Origin of the sequence: Microbulbifer rhizosphaerae (genome assembly GCF_014191725.1) — a bacterium.
GTDB classification, from domain to species: Bacteria; Pseudomonadota; Gammaproteobacteria; order Pseudomonadales; family Cellvibrionaceae; genus Microbulbifer; species Microbulbifer rhizosphaerae.
This window is the reverse complement of the sequence record NZ_JACHWZ010000050.1, coordinates 1-5,937: the sequence shown is the minus strand read 5'-3', so window position 1 is coordinate 5,937 and position 5,937 is coordinate 1. Positions and strand designations below refer to the sequence as shown.

4 protein-coding genes are annotated in these 5,937 nt (G+C 53.1%); all 4 read right to left on the bottom strand.

What is annotated here, in order from left to right; translation table 11 throughout:
• Nucleotides 1–64: 64 nt before the first annotated feature.
• Nucleotides 65–1,489 carry a DUF7380 domain-containing protein gene (locus FHS09_RS22255; protein WP_183464071.1) on the bottom strand — a complete coding sequence of 475 codons (1,425 nt, stop codon included), beginning with the start codon at nt 1,487–1,489 and terminating at the stop codon, nt 65–67.
• Between the two features lie 294 nt (nt 1,490–1,783).
• On the bottom strand, nt 1,784–2,395 hold the full coding sequence (locus tag FHS09_RS22250) for a hypothetical protein (protein WP_183464069.1): 612 nt from the start codon (nt 2,393–2,395) through the stop codon (nt 1,784–1,786).
• A 191-nt stretch (nt 2,396–2,586) separates the two neighbouring features.
• Complete coding sequence (locus FHS09_RS22245) at nt 2,587–3,303, bottom strand: hypothetical protein (protein ID WP_183464068.1); 717 nt, start codon at nt 3,301–3,303, stop codon at nt 2,587–2,589.
• Nucleotides 3,304–3,778: 475 nt separating this feature from the next.
• On the bottom strand, nt 3,779–5,698 hold the full coding sequence (locus tag FHS09_RS22240; RefSeq protein WP_183464066.1) for a PQQ-dependent sugar dehydrogenase: 1,920 nt from the start codon (nt 5,696–5,698) through the stop codon (nt 3,779–3,781).
• Nucleotides 5,699–5,937 lie beyond the last annotated feature (239 nt).

The following is a 5,937-nucleotide window of genomic DNA, read 5'->3' as shown; positions in this document are numbered from 1 at the left end:
TAGGAGACATGGACACCCCAAAAAGCAGAGAATGGCGACGGCTGCGTAAAAATGTTCCGCAAATTCAAACACTTGCGCTTAAGTCAGCGCCATTCAGCCCGGACCACAAAGCCTTCGCATATAAGCGTTCCTGTCCGCTTTCCACAAATGGGTTGTTCGCGACTATCGCCAGCATGTCCTGCTCAGAAATTGCGTGCTGTGTCACTAGCACGTCTATAGCCGGTACAAGCTGACCTATGACAATGAACTGGTGCTCCTGAGCAACAAGCCGGAAAATTTCTCGATCGGAAACACCATCATCATCACTTCCGAAACTTCCCTCGGATCTGGCCACCACCTTGCCCTCGCGATCAAGATGAACTGCCCCGAATAACGAAGAGAGCGGATGCTTCTGTGCCAGTTCTAATGCCTGCGCCCGGAGCTTGTCATAACTCGGCTGATTGCTTAGACGAAAGGCAAGCTTGAACAGCGCATCGGTTGCTGAAAGATCCTCCATCAATTCGACAGATGCTTTGACGACATCTGTGACATCGACCGAATATTCGAACCTTCCCATTTCCGCCAATGATGCATTCTGAAATTCCAGAAGCTCTTGGTACAGCTCTTCGCGGCGAACTTTCGAACCCGGTACAGCCTTGTAGGATTCAACGGCCTTCTGCATCCAGTGAGCCGCGACCATTCCGGATGACGCGTGACCTCTGGCGCAAGATACGTAGGATTCGGCTAGCTGAGTCTGTGCCCAATTCGCGCCTTCTTGGTCCCCGGCTGATCTTGCAGCTTCCACCGCAAGCCGCCAATACTCCTCGGCACGGTGGTGGTCATTTGCTTGCTGTGCGATCTCGGCAATGCGTGTGGCTTGTTTGTGAAGCTCGCCCGGATCGCCGTATCCGAACTGAAGCAATAGTGAAATGGAGCGCGCGGTCAGGAACTTTTGATCTGACTCCGAGTGGTCATTCAGCCAACCCAGCAAAATGTCCGCAACGGACTGGCATAACAGGGGTTCTTTTCTCCTGAGAAGACTTGCTAGTCGCAGTGCTCGCTCGACGCACTCGGCTGCGAAAGTCCAGTGATCCAGGTCGAACCCGTCATTCGCTACGTCAATGTAGTAATGAATCGCAGACTTCGCGTCATCTGGCTTACGCTCGCGAAGCCAAAGAACGTCACAAATTCGTGCTTTGACCTCAAGGCTTTCGATGTGAGGTAGCACTTCTCGGAGTCTGTTCAGATCCTCAGCGCACAGATCTGACGGGGCCGCCGATCGCCCATCAGAACTCTGAAACATCGGGCCAAATGGCTCCAACGTGTCCGATTGCCGGAAGTGGTAGGAGGCAACCTCGCCGATGGGTTTAAGGTATTCACTAATCTCAGCTGGTGTTTCCGAGTTTCGAGCACGTGCAAGAATTTCGCCGTGACAATAAGTGCACTCTCCCTTCCGTGCAGAAAAGACAATCTCATTGACGATATTCACCGAGTCTTCAACTTTACTCATGCGCCACTCCTGAATCTAACGAGGCCTTAGAAAAACTCCGGCCTCTTCTCTCTGGTTATATTTCATTCAGAAAATCGCGCTCCTACGTGAATTCTGGACTTGTTTTGCATGGCGAAAAGCATTTCAGGGCGCCCTCCGCGCGAAAAATTTATCTACTCAAGAATCGCTCGAGTTTTTCTACAGCCTCACCGTTCAAATATGGGGCCGTAGTATAGGCGCGGAGCGCCGTAGCGGAGGTCCAAGCAGCGCTTGCGCTGCGACACGATTTGCTTGTTATGTGCGCTGCCCGGAACCTCAGGCATTGTCTATAAGTGCCAATTGCTCATCTGGAGTCAGGTGATTATAGGGTCCAAAGCGCTCTATAATTTTTCTATCTACAGGCTCTTCAAGTTGGATAAAAATCGCCCGACAGTTGGCTACAAATTCAAGAATAAAATTTCGTGAAATAACTACACAGAAGTTTGTATCTAGCGCTATCTCTTGTTTTTTTTGCAATCTATTAAATGCCTCTTGATCAAGGTTTTCGCTTATGATACCCGCTCTATGTGCAATGGAATTTCTGATAAACGAGCAATCATTAAAGTATGAAACTTCTTCAGATAATGGGGTAAGATCTAATCCAACAATGTCAGTTAAATATATAAAGGTATCGCGAAGATTCGAACGCTTTTTAATTGATTGTTTAACTGAAAAATCTCTTTCACAGACTCGACAAAACCCTACCAACAGGTATTCCAGGTATCCAACAGTAGAAATGAAAATTGAGTCTCTGTGAATCTTTGGAAAGATCTCTGAATATTTTAAATTGGCATAAATGGATACAGAATCAGTGGTGGACACAGCTACTGATTCATGGAGAGACTCAAATTTTTCTTCCATCTCATGGATATAACCTTGATGCTGCATGAAGGCATTGCATGCGTCTACGGAATATCTTATAGAAGGAAAAGAGCATGAATATGTTTTAGCCAATGCTGTTCCACCTCAGTCAGTGCGTTATTCGAATTTTCACATAACGCCCAAATAGCCGGCAGCCGAAACGAAGCGTAGTGTAGGCTGTCCGGCGCCGTAGGCGCGTAGTTTATTCGTTAGGTTCTTTACCCGCCAAAGGTAAGATCCTCTGGGAAATAAGCAATAGGATTTCTTTCGTCAGATAGGACCTTTTCCGTGTGACCATACGTTTTTGCCCATTGCCATTGGACTGACTGTAAAAATCCTAATGAACGTCTTTGTCGAGCGCTACGCGTCAGATCTAAAAGCAATGGGTAAGGAAGCAGCTTACCCATTGCTTTGATTTTGTGAGATTCGAATATCATAAGGCAATAGTGAATGCTTCGTGGTTGCGACGCTGCAAAATCGATAACCCGCTCAGCAATCATGCTGGGGTGTAAGCTGGTGTTATCCTCGTTGATTAAAATCAAAACGCCGGTTGCCAAGTGTGGAAGCTTCTCGAATTGTTTCGCTAATTGTTTATTAGCTTTACTACACACCTTCTTTATTCGAGTAGTCATTTTGTCTTGAATTTTATGTTTAAGCGCTTTTTCCTCTTCGGGACTATCCGTAATTCTTGATGACGGCAAGGTTCCGAAGATAACTTCCTCCTTATTAGATAAGTGCTCATCTACTACTGCAGCACCCTTTGCCATCTGATCCGCGTTGAGCGACTTGAACTCCGCAACTATTTTTCGGTCTGCCAAGTAGTAATCAGCCATCTTTGGATCATTGGAACTCGGAGTATGCAGCGCATCGATAGATTCAGCACCGACCGTGTGCTCTAGGAACTTTGCAAACCGAGTTTCGAGTGATTCCTTCATCAAAAAACCTAACATCTATATCGCAGCCCCAAAGACTGATTTCCCCTCGCCCCATGTTTCAAGACGCAATTGGCGACAGCATGCTTTGAAGCCCTTTAAACGTCAAGTCTGAAGCCAATATTGTACGATCGTACAATATTGGAAAAACGGTCCTTGAGACTCATATCCGCATATTCACACTCTCATTTAGCTCTTTGATTTTACTTGTCCTTTTGACCAGTCCCTGTGTCATTTCATAAATATCGGCCCCGAAGACCGAAATCTTCTCGCCAATTTGGTCGCAAGGGTAAAAATACAATAGCGAAAAAAGCAGGACGCCCAGAGTGCCCGGGATAAGCCGGTGGTAAATCAAACGGTGAAATTTCGTTACCCGGTAAGGGCTGGCAACCCGCCGGAGTTCCGAGTCACGGGCTACTACCCATTAAGCTCAGTGGTGAGATGCCGGAGTGACGAAATGGGCTTGTTCAGAAGCTCCCTAACCCTCCACCGGCTCCAATCGGAAAATATCGCGGCCGATCAGCAGATAGGGATAGCCATCCGGTCCGCCGCGGATGCCGCGGATGCGGCCGGTGCCGTCCAGCAATATCTGGTCGTCGGTCACTTTGTCGCTGTCGATACGCAGCAGGTGCAATTGCTGCGCGGCCAGGCTGGCCGCCAGCAGGTGGTTGCGCCAGGAGGGGAATTGGTCGCCGGTATAGAAGTCGATACCGGAAACCGCGATAGAGGGGGTCCAGTGGTGTTTGGGGGATTCCATTCCCTCCCGTTGGTTGTACTCGCTGATGGTGGTGCCGTCGTAATTGATACCGAAGGTGATCAGCGGCCAGCCATAGTTGCGCCCGCGTTGGATCAGGTTGACCTCGTCGCCGCCCCGGGGACCGTGTTCGACGGCCCAAACGGCATCGGTCCCAGGCTGCAGGGCCACACCCTGGGGATTGCGGTGGCCGTAGCTCCACACCGAGGCGGCGGCGCCGCCGGCCGCGGCGAAGGGATTGTCTTCCGGTATGCGCCCGTCGTCGTGCAGGCGGTGGATTTTGCCCCGGGGATCGCCGGTCTCCTGGGCGCCGTCCCGGTGCCCGCGGTCGCCGACGCTGAAATAGATATAGCCGTCACGCACCACCAGGCGGGAGCCGAAGTGGTGGCTGGTGCCGGTATAGAAGCGGTCGGGAGCGGTGTAGATTTTCTCCTGGTCCACCCAGCGCAGTCCCTTCAGCCGCCCGCGCACTACGGTGGTCATTGCGCCGCTATCGCCGGCACCTGCATAGGTGAGGTAAATCCAGCCGTTTTCCGCATAATCCGGGTGAACAGTGACCCCGAGCAGGCCGCCCTGTCCCTCGTATTTCACTGCCGGAATGCCGCTCACCGGGCCCCGGCGCTCCCCGTTTTTGAACAGCCACAACCGGCCCTCCTTCTGGGTGGCGATCGCGGTGCCGTCCGGGAGAAAGTCCATATCCCAGAGTTCCCCCGGTGCGCTGGCCACCGGCTCCAGCCGGAAGCGGTGGCCCCCCGCCGATAGGGCGTCTGAGGCGATGCGCAGGGACAGGCCCCGGGGGGTGAGGTCGAACCGTTGGGTGATCCCCTCGTTGCGGCCCGGCTGGCCGCTGGGGGTGAAACTGTGCAGGTTGAAGATGCCGCTGCCGGCAACGCCGCCAAAACACAACTGGTGAGGACCTTCCAACTGCTGCGACAGGCCCACGCGCAGGCTGCGGAAGTTTTCCCAACCACCGGTGACAGCGGTGGTCCCCTCCCCCAGGTGGACCGGCTCGCCGTTGCCGGTGTGGGCTATCAGGGCGAAGCGACCCGGGTCGAGATTACCGTTGGCATATTCCAGTTCCACGCTCCTGACCCCGCTCAGGTCTATATCGTCGTAGCAGAGGCTGCTGCCGGTATTGAAGTAGCCCACGTAACGCAGGTCGGGATCTGCTTCTGAGTTCACCAACTGGTAGCCGGAAGACTGCTCCGGATTCAGGTTCTGTGCGGGTATGGCGGTGCCGGTGAGCGGGCCGGGTGCACTGGGGGAAGACTGGGCGCGGGAGCGGGCGTCGAGCAGTTCTGCCAGCGCGCGGATATCTCCGTCGGACAGTTGCGCGCCGAAGGCGGGCATGCCCCTATCTGCCAGGCCCTCGCGGATTGTCCTCGCCGCCTGCCCGGCGGGGACAGCCGGTGGTTCGCCGCCGTGGCAGCCGGCGCAGTTGTCCCGGTAGAGATTTTCGGCGGCGTTGGCCGCGGTGCCCTGCAGGGGTAGGGTCGCGAGAGCGAGGCCGGCGAGGGAGATCGCGAGTGTCGGATATTTCATGGGCTTTTTATTGTCTGTTTGTCGGTTGATCTGCCGCCACAGGGTACCGGTGGCGAATTGGGCCAGCTTGTAAAAAAGCGAATAGAAAAACAATCTGCCCATCCTACGGATTTCTTTGTAGGAACCTGCTTGCAGGCGACCAAATCGCCTGGAGCGATTTGGTGCAACGAAGTTGCCCACAGGGTCGAGCACAGGGATGTGCTCGACAAAAAGGACAGTGCTTCGTAGTCGTTCGCTTGCAAGCAAGCTCCTGATATGGATTGACTTGTCAACTATTGGCACTGCATTTTCCGTTGTTCCTCTCTGTCAGTGGCTTCGGGTCAGGACATGAAAGGCTGTTT

Coding starts and splice junctions, on each gene's coding strand:
- FHS09_RS22255 (WP_183464071.1), bottom strand. CDS start 1,489: ATGAGTAAAGTTGAAGACTCGGTGAATATCGTCAATGAGATTGTCTTT.
- FHS09_RS22250 (WP_183464069.1), bottom strand. CDS start 2,395: ATGCAGCATCAAGGTTATATCCATGAGATGGAAGAAAAATTTGAGTCT.
- FHS09_RS22245 (WP_183464068.1), bottom strand. CDS start 3,303: ATGAAGGAATCACTCGAAACTCGGTTTGCAAAGTTCCTAGAGCACACG.
- FHS09_RS22240 (WP_183464066.1), bottom strand. CDS start 5,698: ATGGGCAGATTGTTTTTCTATTCGCTTTTTTACAAGCTGGCCCAATTC.